This is a genomic window from Pseudoalteromonas prydzensis, assembly GCF_011050055.1.
Lineage (GTDB): Bacteria > Pseudomonadota > Gammaproteobacteria > Enterobacterales > Alteromonadaceae > Pseudoalteromonas > Pseudoalteromonas prydzensis_A.
In genome coordinates this window covers 14671-28519 of sequence record NZ_DRGM01000059.1, presented here as the reverse complement: position 1 = coordinate 28519, position 13849 = coordinate 14671, and the positions used below count along the sequence as shown (strand labels likewise).

Below are 13849 nucleotides of genomic sequence, written 5' to 3'. Positions count from 1 at the left end.
TATAATCACTGACGGTATTAAAATGGTTTGCGCCGATGTCAGGTGTTGGTGGTGCTTTGTCAAACAGGTTGTCGATACCAAAGTTAACCGCGATGCTGTCACTAGCTTGCCACGATGCAGCAAAGTCCATGTAATCTTGCGCATCGATTGTTTCTGATCTATCTACAGCATAGTCGACTTCGCCAATTCTGCGCCAGCCTAATTGGAAGTTCATCGTGTCTAGCTGCCAATCAAAGGTAGCACGGTGCTTATAGTCAGCTTGTAAAATACTGGCAAAATCCCCTGAACACGCGCTGCCATAAGTACCTTTACAATCAACTTCGGCAACCGTGCTGTTATTTTGGCGTGTTTGCTTGGTTACAAAGTTACCTTGGTATGAGAATCGAAACCGGCCACCTAACTGCATTGGCGCATCAATTACATAGTTAGCAGCTAGATCAATACCGGCTTGCTCAATCGCAGCAAGGTTAAAGTCATTTACGATCGCAGTGCTGATCAGGCCGGTATTAGGATCGCGCAGTACAGCGCCACATAATGGGTTGTTCGGATTTGGATCGTCGATATAACAGCTTTGTAATGCCGCAGCGGGTTGAATTTGGCTTACCGCATCGGTTACGCGAATGCTGTAGTAATCAAGTGATAGGTCAAAGCCTGCAATGTAACTTGGGGTATAAACCACCCCTAAGGTATCTGACTCTGCTTGTTCAGGCTTGATATTCGGATTACCGCCGTAAGTATACTCGGCCGTGGTTGAATCAAACTCAGTGCCAGCAGGCGGCGCACCAAATGCTGCACATTGCGCTGCGTCCCCCGTACCTAGCAAGCATGGATCGCCATTAAAGCGACCTGCAAAGCGTGGCACAAATTGGTCACTGTTTTGATCAAATAAAGCTAATGATAACCCCGTGATCGGACTTGCGAATTCGCCTAAGTTTGGCGCTCTAAATGCTGTGAGTTTATTCGCACGGATACGGATATCATCGTTAATTGCCCAGTTTATGCCGAGTTTATAGGTGTCTTCGGCTTCGGTGTTTGAGTAATCAGAAATACGGTAAGCACCTTCAAAACTAAGTTCTTTGGCAAATGGCATATCAATTAGAATTGGCACTAAAATTTCTGCATAAAACTCGCTACTGTCAAAGCTGGCGTCCATATCAAACGCGCTTACTGACGCAAAGCTAGTGCCGTTTCTAAACGCATCACCTGGGGTTTGTTTACCGGTTTCTTTGCGGTATTCATAACCAATTGCAAAATCAACATAGCCTGCTGGTAGTTCAAATAATGCGCTTGAGTCCCCCGATAAGGTGGCGGCAAACACGCTCTGAGTACGCTCTCGGGTGGTGTAAAGGAGTGGATCGCTAAATTCGCTTAAATCTAAATTAGGATCGAAAATATCCATGCTATTGGCAATACTGGCAAAGCGACTATTGCCACTGTTATCTATTTTATAAGCATTGTTGTAAATTGTAGCGACTTCATCGGTTTGACCGTATTGACCATAAATGTCATAACGTAAGTAATCGTTAATATCGCCTTTTAAACCCAGTTGAAATTGCAATGAATCACGCACTGCTTCGGTGTTTTGTACACCTAAACCTAAGTTACGTTCAACATTAACGAGTGCATTGCCATCAGCATCAAAGCTCAGTTGTTGGCGTAATTGATCAGGAATATATTGATTATCTTCAGTTAGCGTCACTTGCTCGTTAACTAGGATAGGCGTTTGGCCGCTAGCGCCGGCGCCATTGACGGTAACTTTTGAATACATAGCACGGCCGTAAATGATTGCGCTATCGCTGGCATCAACATCAAATAATAACCCAGCAGAGAATCTATCCATTGGCTGAGTTAGGTAACGGTCGCCGGTAAAGTCACTGGTTTGACGGTCGCTCACGACTTGCCCTGCGTCATCAATCGCTAAACTATTGCCGCTGGCAACGTCGGTATAAAACCCGCCACTATTGATCATAGTTGCGCCATTCTCTAAGGCATAATCACGTTCACCAGCAAGTAACTCTTTACGCTGTGAATAACCAAGGTAGCCAGTAATATGGCCACGACCATCGGCTATATCGCCACCAAAAATGGCTTCAAAATTAAGTTTTTCATTGCCACCATCGGCTGTTTCATAACTGCTTGAAAACTCTGCGCCGGTGAAATTATCATCCAGTACAAAGTTGACCACGCCGGCAACCGCATCGGCACCGTATACCGCAGCAGCCCCGCCCGTTAACACATCAACACGTTTGATCAAACCAGCAGGAATCGTATTAACATCTACTGAGTTACGAAAACTAAACGGTACTGCACGGGTGCCATCAATAAGCACCAGCGTACGGTTTTGACCAAGGCCACGTAAATCAATGGTTGATGAACCAAATGAATCGCCCACTGTAGCGCCGGTACTATTTGCACCCGCTGCTGCTTGTGGCAACTTAGCGGTAATGTCTTCAACATTTACAGCACGATCTAAATGTATTTGTGTCTCGTCAACACTCACCACAGGGCTACTAGACACTAATTCAGTGCGTTGAATACGCGAACCTGTCACAGTGATCACTTCAGGTTTCTTTTGCTCAACAGTTTGTTCTGCGGCTAATAATGCCGGGCTGGTTGTAGTAATAATTGCCAATGCAATAGGAGACAGTAAATGCAGTGGCCGTATTGAGTTATGTTTGCAGTATTTCATTGTCGATTCCCGTGGTTATGTATTTTTTGCTATTATGGGTGTTGATCTCGGTACACTTAGCGTGTTGATTAGTTTTAAAGCATTTTTAACGTGTTTGCAATAATTATTCTTTCAATATTTAAAGTTAAGGTATAAAGTATTCCTTGTGGTTTGACGCGGTTATAAAAAATAATATATTGATTTAAAAGGTAAATATCATGCATCAGCATATATTAAAGCTGTATAATAGTGCTAAAAAGCAACAAAGATTGATAATTGGTCTGATGAGTGGCACATCACTTGATGGCCTCGACGTCGCGTTGTGCCAAATTTCAGGCCAAGGTATGGAGACCCAAATTGCAGTCTTGGCCTTTGAAACCGTTGATTATGACGATGACTATAAGCAAAAAATAAAAAAGGTGTTTGCCAAGCGAGAATGTGACCTTGAACTGGTCACTTTATTGCACCCTTGGGTAGGTACGTTACACGGTAAAATGGTGAACCAGTGTTTAGCAAAATGGAATATAGCCGCGGCTGACATTGACGCAATCGCCAGTCATGGGCAAACAATTTATCACTGTCCGAGCAGCCAACATAGCCAAGCTGATTTTAAGCATGGCACCTTGCAAATCGGTGATAGTGACCATGTAGCGGTAACTACCGGTATTACCACGATTGGCGATTTTCGCCAAAAACACATTGCTGCTGGTGGCGAGGGGGCACCTTTAGCGGTGTATGGCGATTACTTATTCTTTACCAGTGCTGATGAAAACCGTATTTTGCTCAATATGGGCGGCATTGCTAACTTAACCTATTTACCAAAATCTGCCGATGCCAGTGCGGTGTTTAGTTCAGATATTGGCCCTGGTAATACCATTATGGATGCGTATATTCAGTGTTACTTTGCGCCACTGCATTATGATAAAGACAGTCAAGTTGCAGCTCAAGGTACGGTTAATCAAGCCTTGCTGACAGCGCTTTGTGATAATGAATTTTTCAGTTTGGCGTTGCCAAAAACCACCGGACCTGAAGTATTTAACTTGCAATACCTAGCACGTGCGCAAGCTGCAACCAATACTACTGAGCTCACCCATCCAGATGTTATGGCCACCCTAAATCGCTTTTCAGCCCAAGTGATTGCTAACGCTATTAATGATTGTAGTGCAAAGCTTGATAATGTTGCGGTTTATGCAAGTGGCGGTGGGATCCATAACCCATTACTTATGCAGCATATTTTATCTTTATGTCCGCAGTTACAAATGATCAAAAACACCCACGCATTAGGCATTGATCCCGATGCCAAAGAAGCGGTGTTATTTGCTATTTTAGCAAACGAATGTTTAGCGGGAGGGCAGCAACGTTTTGGTAATCAAGCGCAAGGCATACCCACTATCACTATGGGTAAAGTGAGCTTTGCTGATTAAAACAGTGATAAAAATGAACTACTAAAACTGGTCATTAATTGGCGCAGTGAATGACTTTTAGAAACTAGAGCCTGCTCGTATTGTGGTATATAACCTGCGCCATATTCCTTGATTGCGACATCAAATTCAGCACTGTCTTTGAGGGTGGCATGTAAACCATGCAGCATTAATTGCAGCACATATTCGTCGCTTTCATCGCTGATAGTTATTTTTTCAAGCGTCAGCGCTACCGTACCGACTTCTATATCGAGCTGACGCAGTGTGTATTGTATAAAGTAACGAGCGTCACGCGCTGCTATATGTGTTGCACTTAACGAGATAATGTCGCCTTCATGCGCATCTTCAGGTAATACACAAAGCAGTGTAATTTCATGCTGTGCGTTTGCATTTAGATGCAACGTATCGTACTCCATAGTATGTGCCATGGCAGCTGATAGCGGATCTTCAAAAGATTGCAGTGCAAAGTTCAAGCGCACTAAAGGAGTGGTCATTAAGGTCAGTCGTCTTTTCTAAGTTAATTAAATCGAATGGAAATTATCCTATATTTTAATTGCAGATTTATGACTAAATTGAATGAATTCTCATCGATTTTCACTTGTTGAGTAGAAACAATGCAGTATCGTTTGCTAATAAGTAATATCAAACTGCTAAATTTTAGAACGATAAATTTATAAACCATTTTTAGCATCGCTTTAATAATTAAGCTGACTTGTTTGCCTGTGTATAAAAGCACTCGTAATATACGCGGATTTGGGTATAGTCAGGTTAAAATAAACCGTTGAGATCATTATGTTTAAACGATTAGCGCTACTATTATCACTTTGTGTCGTTTCTTTTTTGTCAGTTGCTGCAGATAACAAGCCGTTTACAGGTCAGATCAGCGCGGCAGATTTACTGAGCGAGTACCCTAAGTTTGCCAGCGAATATGAAAAATTCACCCCAACACTTGCAGATACACAGGCAATGCAAGCCCTTGCGGGGAAAGATATTTTAGTGCTATTTGGAGCATGGTGTCACGATAGTCAACGTGAAGTGCCACGCTTACTTAAGCTACTTGATAACGCCAACGTGGCATTCGCAAGTTTGCAATTGGTTGCTGTGGGTTATGATAAACAAGACCCTGAAGGCATCGCTGGGCGCTATCAGTTGAAGTATACGCCAACAATTATTATCTCAACAGCAGGCAAGGAACTCGGGCGTTTAGTTGAAAAGCCAACTATCTCTATTGCCAGTGATTTAAGTCAATTTAATTAACTAGATAGCTAAATTAGGGGGGATTGTTTTTGTGTCGTCCTGTTTTTCCTTCTAGCTAATTAGCAACTTGCTGATTAGAATAGAGCTATTAGTTAAATAACAATAACGAGTCACCGATGTTGCAACACGTAATCGCATTAATTGATGAGGCAAACAGCCAAGATCCAAACCAACAGCAGCATAACAATAAAGACTGGCCTAAAGAGCGCTTATACTCAGAGCGGATGACAGATATGCTCAATCGTTTTCAGCCTGATGCCGACGAGTTAATGCATATAGCAGTTCGAGCGCAGCACATTAAACGCTGGTGTTCACCGCGAAGTGATTTTCCGATCAATAAGCAAGGCTATCATCAATGGCGCAGTGCACTTTATATTTTCCATGCTGAAACAGTAGTTGCATTAATGCAACAAGCAGGCTGCTCTGAAACCCAGCAGCAACGTGTCTATAATGCGGTGGCAAAAAAGCACATTAAGCGTAACCCTGACAGCCAGTTGGTTGAAGATATCGCAAGTTTAGTGTTTATTGAACATTACATGTTGGCGTTTGCGCAAAGCAAACCGGATTACGATGAGCAAAAGTGGATTGGCATTTTACAACGTACGTGGCAAAAAATGTCTACAGAAGCCCACAGTTTCGTTTTGGCGGGTAATGTTACTTTACCAGCGCCGTTAGTACCGTTAATTGAAAAGGCACTTGCACCGAGTTAATATCTCACTGGAATGAGTAATCAAATGCTAAGGAGCTGGATATGCGCTGCCCAAGGACAAATATAGAGCTCACTAAACTAGTGGTCGGGGAGATCGAGGTTTTCTCATCCGCCAGTGGCGGGGTATTTTTTGATAATCGCTAGATTTTTAATTTTAGTGATCCATCCTTAAAAAGAGCGGTGGTACTTGCTGAGCATTTGGCTACTTTACCTGACACTGATGTTGATTTAACTGCACGAATTAATTGTCCTAAGTGCCTGAATATCTTGATGATGCGGCGTTTTTTCACACCTCTTCATGTGGTCGAAATTGATGAGTGCCCAAGCTGCGCAGGTATTTGGCTAGATCCAAGTGAGCTGCATAAAATTCACGAAAATCACTTAACAGTGAAAGAAAAGCAATTACTATTGAACCAGCAAGCCAATAATCATGGTTTTACACAATTTGAAATACCGACTAATCGATTTAGCCAGCGCGGTATTAAGAAAAGCCATAATAGAAATACCGAAAGCTTAGTTGAGCTCGCTTTAGCTTCGTTTTTGGACTAATCCAGCGGAGCAACTTAGTCTTGGCTAAGTTGCTGTTTTACGTTTTGTACTTTCGCTAAAGTTTGCTGATCAACAATTACAGGCAATACCAGTTCCATATTCTCTAATGTCGTGGTGATTTGCTTTTTCAACATTGTTTTATTTTCATTCTGCATAACGTGAAGAGTTTCAGTTGTTTGTAGTTTTACTTGCTCACTTAATAATACTTCACTAGGGCTTAGTAACAGTAATGTCAGTAGTAGTGTATTCATCGCCATCTCCTTATTTAAATTACCGCTAAGATAAGGAAAATTGATGACAGTTGCGTGTGGCTTATATTGCTACAAAGTTAAACTTTAATGCTGTTTTGATGAAGGACTAGGCTTGTATTAAGCAAATCAAGGTACCTTCAATGGCTCGTACGTAGGCATAATATTGAGTTTCTCTATAGCTTGGTGGGCAAAGTGGCTCAGCACCTGCTAATACCGCTCTATCATAGCTTTCGCTGAGCTCACTACAGCTAAAGCGCAGTTCAAAACCTAGGGCAGGTTGCTTAGGGTGGGCACGAATGTAGCCTTGTTTAAAATGAGCTTGTGCATAAGGGTGATTAGCAAATGCTATTTTGACAGCACCTGTTGCAAGCTCACCATATTCGGCATTATCACTGATTGATGAGGTACTCAAGCCAAATGCTTGATAATAAAAGTCTAAGGTTTCTTCAACGTTATCAACGTAGATAACTTGACTGATTAATTCCATTGATGACTCTATTTAAGTTTACATCTTCTAAATAAAGCACAGTTTCCTAAGATTTGCGACACAAGGTAAAATTAAACACTTAAATTGGGTTGTCAATAAAATAGCCATCATTTAGGTTTAATTTGTACCACAGTTGTACTATTTAGTGCTGCTACTATTTATTCACAATCACATATTTTTACCAACAAGTTTAGAATAATAATTGGCTGCATCTTTTAGGTTAATATTCTCGGTAATTAAGCACATGCTTTTAGAATGTACCTAGTATTTTAGGTTGGTTTTTGTTTTGTTTTGTTTGTTTTTATGTGAATGGGTGGTTTTTCATTGTAACATTGATCTATTACTCTGAATTTTAACCGAGTATATTTTTTATTCTTTAATTATACGGAAATAACAATAAGGTACATTCAGGATGATTGGTTTAAATAATCAATTTCGTGTTAGTTTTATTTTAAAATTAACTTCACTTATTCTTTTAATTACAAGTATCAATTTGGCAGCTGTCACAGTGTCAGATATTGGTGCTATTGACTCTCAAATCAAGCAACTCTCTAGCCAGTCCGATGACGGGCTTAGTCAAATCCCAAGTTTAGTTGAGCAGTTAAACACAGCCGAGACTAGTAATAATACCGAGCGTGAAAAACCGAATCCTAATACAACAGAATTAGATGAAGTATTGGGTGCAATATTAAATAGCAAAATGGGTCTAACAAACCATATTTACGAATATAAATTGTATGATTATCTGCAAAATGAAATGCAGTTACTCGCGGCGGGCACAGATAAAACAGCCATTGTCCATAAAAGTATTAGTTTAAATATTTTGTCAGCAGGCCCGAATGCAGGCGCTGAATCTTTTTTTGTTACCTATTTAAATAGTGATGAAATAGGTGGGCTTAGATTACGTGAAGCGCTGATGTATTTTACATTACATCCTAACAATGCAGTTAAAGACAGAGTCAGCTTTTTTGCCAGTGAAAAAGGGCACCCTATTTTTAGAGGGCCTGCGAGCTGGGTGTTTGGCAAATTAAGTACCATTGATGATACCGCAGCAATTGCACAGCTAACTGCTGCACTTAATCAGTCCATTATTGACAATTATGGTTTTGATACGCAGTTACTTACGCTGCTGGGGCTTGCTGAGGTTGCAAATGTTAGTTATTTAAAGGCCAACTTTTCCAATGTTGGCCTTGATAAGAGCCTACTCGAACTAGGCGAACGCTACATCAATTTTAAGCGCGCAAGCGGTACAAATAAAAGCCAGCTTATTGGCAATACCTTTAATAAAAGCATGACTCGCTATGAAAGAGATGAAGCGCTTGGTTATATTTTAAAAAACAATAAAGCTGATTTATTAAAAGAGTTAGGGCTATTGTTTGATACAGACAACGGCCTTGTTTTATCGCCTGAGCTGGCGCAACTTGCCACTATTTATGGCTACCAAATTAGTGGCAGTGCCGACAACCCCATTATTAGCGCTAAATAATTATTAAAATAGAAGGTTAATAGTGTGAAAAATTTAGTAATGTACATGAGTGTGCTACTGGCGTGTTTTTTGACAACAAGTTGCACTACGGTATTCGATAAGGCTCATGGCTATCGTGGACCCATTGTTGTGACGATTGAAACAGAAGATGGCTCAGTGCCAGAATTCCCTTTTTTGATAAAGTCGGCCTATTCGGAGTCGTGTGGTCATAGTAGTTGTGGTATTGATTTTGGTTATAAATATTTTAAAACTGCCTATGCTAATGAGCCAATTACCTTCCCACGCGAGCGTTTGGATTTATTACAGCCCAACGCCTATGCATCGATTGAGTTTACTGTTACCCATCCTAATTATCACCACCGCGGATTTCCGCGAGGCTTTGGGCCCACCGATGCTGATGATCCTATTCATATCACGTTTACCGTTAAGCCGTTTGCCGAACAAATGAATAAAGTAGCTGGGTGGGCCGAGCAAGGCAAAGTGATGATGCAGAACGCTGCACCAGATAGTAATGAGCATTTCAATGGGAAAATGCAGCTTTGGCAAGAGCGCTTTAATTTAGGAAAGACGATTAAAAGGCACATTACGGTGATCAAAACTATGTACTTACCCCATTTTTCAAAACGTATGCAACAACGGGTAATTGAAAAGTATCAACCGATTTTTAGAGCCTGGTATTACGGCGTACCTGAAACGGATTGTTGGGATATGGTTGACTGTAGAAAGCAAATTTTAAAACCAAGGAAGGCTGAGTATGAAGGATTATAAGCGTAAAACTGCACTGCTTTTTGGGGCGGTAATGGTATTTAATTGTGCAGCGCACGATACCAATACCAGCCACCCACGTATTACAGAAGCAATTTATAAATCTCTAAAATCGCAAGATGAAAGTATTACTAATTATTTTCAGCTATACCAAACCCACCCAGATTATGTCACTAAGCTTGTGGGGGATGCGCACTATACGGTGGAACTAGACCAGCCTTACCCTTATTTATGGGGTTATGACCCGCAGTTCGCAGAAAAAGAAGAAAAAGAAATTGACGAGGATAAGGCAAGCCCAAACTACCCTGCCTTTAGAAAAAAAAGCCTCAATGTACTTGATGGGGTGGTGATGGAAGACTCCCCAACTAATCGCGTAATGTCGCATTTTCAGCATGCTTATACCGGAGCTCCGATGTCTGTAAATGATTGGGTAGTGGATGGCATTGATTATGCGATTAATGAATTTTACGGAAAAATAGAGCCTAGCGAAATAACTGCAGGGCGCTTTTTTAACGATGCAGTAAATACCATGGGGTATTTACATACCATTGAAGACTTAAGCGAAATGGAACCTGATACCCCTTGGTTAATGGAAAAGCACGGGCGGCAGCTAAGTGGTGCTAAAGCAATGTGGTTATTTGGTCACGCATTACACCATGCTGAAGACATGAGCTCAATTGCGCACATACATGGTGACGCTCACTTAACCAAATTTAAAGATTTACTTGGTGAACCGGATGACTATGAAGCGCACTTTATCCCCAGCAAGATTTATGAATTTATAACGGGGTTAGATACAGATTATTGGTTTCGCCTCACTAATGTTAGCAAAACCATCAACAATGCTGGGCAAATTTGGGGGCGTAAAACAGACCCTGCAGCGTATGCTTTGCTTGAGAGTTACCTAGACCCGGCGAATATGTCGCGGGGTATTTATAATACGGCTTTGTTTCAAGCTGATTTACCTGTCGGTTTTAAAGTATCCCCACTAGATAGCTCTTTTGGTAATCCAATGAAAATCAGGCATGAGGGTAAATACTGGCGCTTTAACGCTGAAGCGACAAAAGAGTCTTATGCGGCAGTTAATAAGCTTTGTGGTGGTGGGGAGCTAAGTAAAATGTTTTATTTTGGCGATTTAAGCGATTTTGACCGCCCTGAAGGTCCTAGCTTTAACGCGTGCGGTTTAAGAGTAAATATAGGGTCTCGTAGAGCATTACCCAAATACGAAATTATGCATGCTGCAGCTAAGGGTGATGAAGACAGTGGTGATTTTAAAGCCCATAGTTTTCACTATAATGGTCGCTTTAATAGCTTAAAAGCAGATTGGTGGGAGGCCAGTGTTTTTGGCGGCCCTGAAGATTATTATTACATAGAGCAAACTATGAAAGGAGTGGTATATGAAGGAGAAGTGGCAGGCAAGCAGATTGCATCTGGGGAAATGCTGCTGCGACCTCATTATATTAGGCAAGATATCACTAAACCTCATTCAGCAAATAACCCGCTGATTAAAACCTGTACTGACTGGTCAGTATCTGAGCTGCGTTGTTACAAGGGCGATAGCTTATTAGAGCGTTTTGCTGAAAAGCTTATTCCCTATTCACTTGAGTTTTTAGTGGGCTACAGTCAGTTTTTTTATGATGTTGCTAATTTGCCACCCTATTTACAACAAGTCGAAGTTATACAAGACGAGCGTAAACGATACGGTATGAAATGGCAGGGTAAAATTAATAATACCGGGCGTATTGAAATGACTCACGAAGAAGGGGACGGTAAACACACCATTGAAGATTTTGCTTATATTGCCCAGCGTTACAAAGCGCAAACCATTCCCAACTTATCTTTTATAACGCAAGATAAAGCGATTAGCATTAATTTAAAGTTTAACGAAGCTATCAGAGCGCCAGATGCAAAAAACAGTGAGTTCTCGTTGGGGCTTGCGTTAAACGAACAACAGGCCTTTTTTGATAGCCGTAACTTAGAGAGTACGATTTTAGCTGACTCAAGTTTTAAAGGGTGTTTTACCGTGGGGTCATCTGAAAATTTGACTAGCAACTGCTGGCAAATAAAAGTCCCCTCAACCGCTTTGAAGTCGCTTTTTAGTGGCGATTTAAATGGGCGCGTTACTTTATTAGTTCACGCTGCTGATATGAATAACCACAGAGACATAAATGGCACACCAAGCGACAACCTTGACCATGGTGCGCTGTTGGATGCCACACCGACAACTCCAGCGAGGCGTTACGTAAAACGTAGCGGGGCTGAATATACTATTTTTGATGATGGTAAGGCTCGTTATAGTTCACAAGAAAACCACTATTATTGGCACTCAGATACATCAACACCTGGCGACATGTTTGGCACTTATGCAAATAAACAAGGTGCATTTGCCTACCACCCAGGTTATGACAAAAATCACATTTTATTGTTCGACAGTCGTAAGCCTGAAATTAGGCTGGAAGTGACAACAGGCATTGCGTTGCCTGAAGCTAAAAAGGAGTAAGTTATGAGAGCAATTACCTTGGTTATTATATTCATTGTAAGTTTTGCAAGTTCTGCCAATGACTTTAGTAAAGAAATTAAGCTTGCCGATAATGTTGTGCAAGGGCGTGTTATGTCTAAAAGCAGTGAATGGGTTGACGGTAAAGTAGTGACTTTCCATCAAGTTTTAGTGCGCGATGACTTAATGGCTGGTGCGTTAGGTAAACCTGCTCAAAGTGAGCTGGTAATTACACAAGCGGGTGGTACTGCTGTTCACCCTGTTTTAAAGGTGGCTATTTCACAGACTATTTCGCATCAAGTAACGCTAAAAGAAGGGGACGAAGCAATATTTTTTACTCACACTGACTCGTTAGGGCAACAGCAGCTGGTAAAGGGGCAAAATTCAGTCGTAGCAGTACAAGGAATGGGTACTGATAATGTTGTTTTACCGGCCTTTAAACAGCTAAAAGTGTCAAAAAGTTCACCGCAACACGCTAATTTATTACGCGCAGAACAGGCGACTGATGTGGTTGGTAAAGCTGTACTGCAGCAAGAAGCGTTAACTTTGCCAAACGCTAAAGCAAGGATCAAGCAGTTGCTCGCAGATAAGCTGGCTAAACAAGGAAAAGACGATGCGTAACTTAATGTTAATAGGCGTGCTTACGTGTTGTACAAACGTGAAAATGGTGAGTGCTGAGGAATCAAAAGCGGTGCAGTCTCTTGATATTTTAATGAGAAACCAACACGTTGAAGTTATCAGTATGGAACAAGCTAAAGCGCAACAAGCAAAGTTTAATAAAGATTATTTTAGTCAAGCAAAGCGCGCTTATGCTCAAGACTTAAAAAAAGTAAAGCGACCAATAGGTAAGGTGATCCATTTAGCACATGAGAAAATCAATAAGGTTAATTTTACAGATAAGTTTGTAATAAGGCGAATTGATGCACAAAAACTTGCTCTTGGGGCAACGGGTATTGCCAGTTTAAAACAGCAACCTGATGTTAAAATTTACGACCTTGATGAAGACGAAAATACCAAAGTTAACGCGGAAGATAAAACCCCGGTAGATAAAAAAATACCTGCAAAAATGAACAAGGAAGTGAATGAGTTATGATAAAAAAAATAATAGCTTTGGTTCTGTTGTTTGCACTGTTTAGTGGTTTGCCATTGGCTGCACAGACAAAATACTTACAGTTTAATGCGACACCTCATAGCAGTGAAATGATGCTTATTGATGCTGTTAGTGTACAAGATGACAGCATCCCTGTTACTTACTTTAAACTTGGGGCAGACGAGCAAGTAGTGAATGCTTCATTACGCAGACTTAAGAGTCAAGGCATCACAATTAATTTACCGACTGTTCAGCAAATGCTTTTGAGTGAGCAATTACCTTATATTATTGCGCCAAGTGCAAATCGTGAGTTTGGTCAGCATTTATTAGCGATCCCTGAGTTAGGGAAGTATCCAATTGCTATTACAGCGAGCTTTGGTAAAAGTATTTTTAATCTTGCCAATTTAGTTTTATCTGAAGCGCCCGCAACGGCGATGGAAGAGTACATTGTTTTAACTACTTGGTGGGATCCCGCGCAGCCTTTATCTGAATTAGTAATTAACTTTTCAACCATAAAAACTGGCACTGAAGCGCAATGGTTGAGACTGCAATATTTGTGTGAATTAACTCTTTCACCACGCAATGGGCTTGAGCTGCTTGGCAGTGCACAGCAATCTTACTTAAAACAACTCTCTGAAAGTCAAGATTGTATCAACTAAAAAGGATGTA

14 protein-coding genes are annotated in these 13849 nt (G+C 41.1%); 10 read left to right on the top strand and 4 right to left on the bottom strand.

Annotation, left to right across the window (positions count from 1 at the left end):
• Positions 1–2689, bottom strand: a 2689-nt coding sequence (locus ENH88_RS05545; RefSeq protein ID WP_304180510.1) for a TonB-dependent receptor domain-containing protein, incomplete at its 3' end; no start/stop codon positions are given.
• Positions 2690–2886: 197 nt separating this feature from the next.
• On the opposite strand from ENH88_RS05545, the gene ENH88_RS05540 reads away from it, so the two are divergent.
• On the top strand, positions 2887–4092 hold the full coding sequence (locus tag ENH88_RS05540; protein ID WP_304180509.1) for an anhydro-N-acetylmuramic acid kinase: 1206 nt from the start codon (positions 2887–2889) through the stop codon (positions 4090–4092).
• Here the strand turns inward: ENH88_RS05540 and ENH88_RS05535 are convergent.
• A complete protein-coding gene (locus ENH88_RS05535) occupies positions 4089–4583 on the bottom strand; it encodes a hypothetical protein (protein WP_304180507.1) in 495 nt (164 codons plus the stop codon). The genes ENH88_RS05540 and ENH88_RS05535 overlap by 4 nt on opposite strands.
• A gap of 298 nt (positions 4584–4881) precedes the next feature.
• On the opposite strand from ENH88_RS05535, the gene ENH88_RS05530 reads away from it, so the two are divergent.
• From ENH88_RS05530 to ENH88_RS05520, 3 genes are all read left to right on the top strand, one after another.
• Positions 4882–5346, top strand: coding sequence for a TlpA family protein disulfide reductase (locus ENH88_RS05530; RefSeq protein WP_304180505.1), 465 nt, complete (start codon positions 4882–4884; stop codon positions 5344–5346).
• A gap of 116 nt (positions 5347–5462) precedes the next feature.
• Positions 5463–6056, top strand: a complete 594-nt coding sequence (locus ENH88_RS05525) for a DUF4202 domain-containing protein (RefSeq protein ID WP_304180503.1) — start codon at positions 5463–5465, stop codon at positions 6054–6056.
• Positions 6057–6253: 197 nt separating this feature from the next.
• Positions 6254–6604, top strand: coding sequence for a zf-TFIIB domain-containing protein (locus ENH88_RS05520; RefSeq protein ID WP_304180502.1), 351 nt, complete (start codon positions 6254–6256; stop codon positions 6602–6604).
• A gap of 14 nt (positions 6605–6618) precedes the next feature.
• Here ENH88_RS05520 and ENH88_RS05515 read toward each other — a convergent pair whose 3' ends face one another.
• Positions 6619–6855, bottom strand: a complete 237-nt coding sequence (locus ENH88_RS05515; RefSeq protein WP_304180500.1) for a hypothetical protein — start codon at positions 6853–6855, stop codon at positions 6619–6621.
• Between the two features lie 106 nt (positions 6856–6961).
• Entirely contained in the window at positions 6962–7342 is a 381-nt protein-coding gene (locus ENH88_RS05510) for a VOC family protein (RefSeq protein WP_304180498.1), read from the bottom strand.
• A gap of 412 nt (positions 7343–7754) precedes the next feature.
• Between ENH88_RS05510 and ENH88_RS05505 the strand changes: the two genes are divergently transcribed.
• From ENH88_RS05505 to ENH88_RS05480, 6 genes are read left to right on the top strand one after another with little or no spacing between them, the layout of a single operon-like run.
• Entirely contained in the window at positions 7755–8828 is a 1074-nt protein-coding gene (locus ENH88_RS05505) for a hypothetical protein (RefSeq protein ID WP_304180497.1), read from the top strand.
• 24 nt (positions 8829–8852) lie between these two features.
• Entirely contained in the window at positions 8853–9596 is a 744-nt protein-coding gene (locus ENH88_RS05500) for a hypothetical protein (RefSeq protein ID WP_304180495.1), read from the top strand.
• Positions 9583–12093: a hypothetical protein gene (locus ENH88_RS05495; RefSeq protein ID WP_304180493.1), complete on the top strand. Its 2511-nt coding sequence runs from the start codon at positions 9583–9585 to the stop codon at positions 12091–12093. The genes ENH88_RS05500 and ENH88_RS05495 overlap by 14 nt, the downstream gene beginning before the upstream one ends.
• A gap of 3 nt (positions 12094–12096) precedes the next feature.
• A complete protein-coding gene (locus ENH88_RS05490; RefSeq protein WP_304180491.1) occupies positions 12097–12711 on the top strand; it encodes a hypothetical protein in 615 nt (204 codons plus the stop codon).
• Positions 12704–13183, top strand: a complete 480-nt coding sequence (locus ENH88_RS05485; protein WP_304180489.1) for a hypothetical protein — start codon at positions 12704–12706, stop codon at positions 13181–13183. The genes ENH88_RS05490 and ENH88_RS05485 overlap by 8 nt, the downstream gene beginning before the upstream one ends.
• Positions 13180–13839, top strand: coding sequence for a hypothetical protein (locus ENH88_RS05480; protein ID WP_304180487.1), 660 nt, complete (start codon positions 13180–13182; stop codon positions 13837–13839). The genes ENH88_RS05485 and ENH88_RS05480 overlap by 4 nt, the downstream gene beginning before the upstream one ends.
• The last annotated feature ends 10 nt before the right edge of the window (positions 13840–13849 follow it).

Bases quoted from the DNA above. Each gene is read 5' to 3' on its own strand.
- ENH88_RS05540 (WP_304180509.1), top strand. From the start codon at position 2,887: ATGCATCAGCATATATTAAAGCTGTATAATAGTGCTAAAAAGCAACAA.
- ENH88_RS05535 (WP_304180507.1), bottom strand. From the start codon at position 4,583: ATGACCACTCCTTTAGTGCGCTTGAACTTTGCACTGCAATCTTTTGAA.
- ENH88_RS05530 (WP_304180505.1), top strand. From the start codon at position 4,882: ATGTTTAAACGATTAGCGCTACTATTATCACTTTGTGTCGTTTCTTTT.
- ENH88_RS05525 (WP_304180503.1), top strand. From the start codon at position 5,463: ATGTTGCAACACGTAATCGCATTAATTGATGAGGCAAACAGCCAAGAT.
- ENH88_RS05515 (WP_304180500.1), bottom strand. From the start codon at position 6,855: ATGAATACACTACTACTGACATTACTGTTACTAAGCCCTAGTGAAGTA.
- ENH88_RS05510 (WP_304180498.1), bottom strand. From the start codon at position 7,342: ATGGAATTAATCAGTCAAGTTATCTACGTTGATAACGTTGAAGAAACC.
- ENH88_RS05505 (WP_304180497.1), top strand. From the start codon at position 7,755: ATGATTGGTTTAAATAATCAATTTCGTGTTAGTTTTATTTTAAAATTA.
- ENH88_RS05495 (WP_304180493.1), top strand. From the start codon at position 9,583: ATGAAGGATTATAAGCGTAAAACTGCACTGCTTTTTGGGGCGGTAATG.
- ENH88_RS05490 (WP_304180491.1), top strand. From the start codon at position 12,097: ATGAGAGCAATTACCTTGGTTATTATATTCATTGTAAGTTTTGCAAGT.
- ENH88_RS05485 (WP_304180489.1), top strand. From the start codon at position 12,704: ATGCGTAACTTAATGTTAATAGGCGTGCTTACGTGTTGTACAAACGTG.
- ENH88_RS05480 (WP_304180487.1), top strand. From the start codon at position 13,180: ATGATAAAAAAAATAATAGCTTTGGTTCTGTTGTTTGCACTGTTTAGT.